This is a genomic window from Microbispora sp. NPDC046973, from assembly GCF_040644495.1.
GTDB lineage: Bacteria > Actinomycetota > Actinomycetes > Streptosporangiales > Streptosporangiaceae > Microbispora.
The window spans coordinates 1-1206 of the sequence record NZ_JBEYWQ010000087.1; the positions used below are offsets into that span (position 1 = coordinate 1).

General features: G+C 67.4%; 1 protein-coding gene. It reads left to right on the forward strand.

All coding sequences use genetic code 11. The features are described 5' to 3' along the window. A partial coding sequence (locus ABZ860_RS42815; RefSeq protein WP_357232616.1) for a family 43 glycosylhydrolase occupies nucleotides 1–1206 on the forward strand: 1206 nt, incomplete at both ends.

The window sequence follows — 1206 nt, forward strand, 5'->3', positions numbered from 1 at the left end:
GAGTCCGTCGAGCGGGCCGTGGCCGCCGTCGTCGACGTACTCCAACCCGGTGTTGTGGGAGGACCTGGCCGACATCGACGTCTTCCGGGTGGACGACACCTACTACTACTCGGCCTCGACGATGCACTACTCGCCCGGCGCGCCGATCCTGCGCTCCTACGACCTGGTCAACTGGGAGTACGCCGGCCACTCGGTGCCCAAGCTCGACTTCGGGTCCAAGTACGACCTCAACGGCGGGCGGGCCTACGTCAACGGGGTCTGGGCGTCATTCCTGAACTACCGCAAGAGCAACAAGACCTTCTACTGGGGCGGCTGCATCGACTTCAGCAAGACCTACATCTACACCGCCACCTCGGTCGAAGGCCCGTGGAACCGGCTCACCACGCTCAACAAGTGCTACTACGACGCCGGGCTGCTCATCGACGACAACGACACGATGTACGTCGCCTACGGCAACACGAACATCAGCGTGGCCCAGCTGTCGGCCGACGGTAAGACCGAGGTCCGCAGCCAGCAGGTGTTCTCCACCCCCTCCAGCGTCGGCACGCTGGAAGGCTCGCGGATGTACAAGCGAGGCGGCGCCTACTACATCTTCTTGACCCGCCCGGCCAACGGGCAGTACGTGCTGAAGTCCACCAACGGCCCCTTCGGCCCCTACGAGATGCGCCAGGTGCTGCTCAACATGGGCGGCCCGGTCTCCGGCGGCGGAGTGCCCCACCAGGGCGGACTGGTCCAGACCCAAAACGGCGCCTGGTACTACATGGCCTTCCAGGACGCCTACCCCGGCGGCCGCATCCCCGTCCTGGCCCCCATCACCTGGACCTCCGACGGCTGGCCCACCGTGCAGACCGTCAACGGCGCCTGGGGCGGCTCCTACCCCTACCCCAACGTGCCGCGCCCGCCCCGCCAGGTGAAGCCCCCGACCGGGACCGACACCTTCACCGGCACCGAACTCGGCCCCGAATGGGAGTGGAACCACAACCCCGACACCACCAAGTACACCGTCGGCAACGGGCTGCGGCTGCAGACCGCCACCGTCACCAACGACCTGTACTCGGCCCGCAACACCCTCACCCACCGCATCCTCGGCCCGTCCTCGACCGCGACGATCCAGCTGGACTACTCGGCCATGCGTGATGGTGACCGGGCCGGGCTGGCGATGCTGCGCGACTCGTCGGCCTGGATCGGCCTGCGGCGCGACAACGG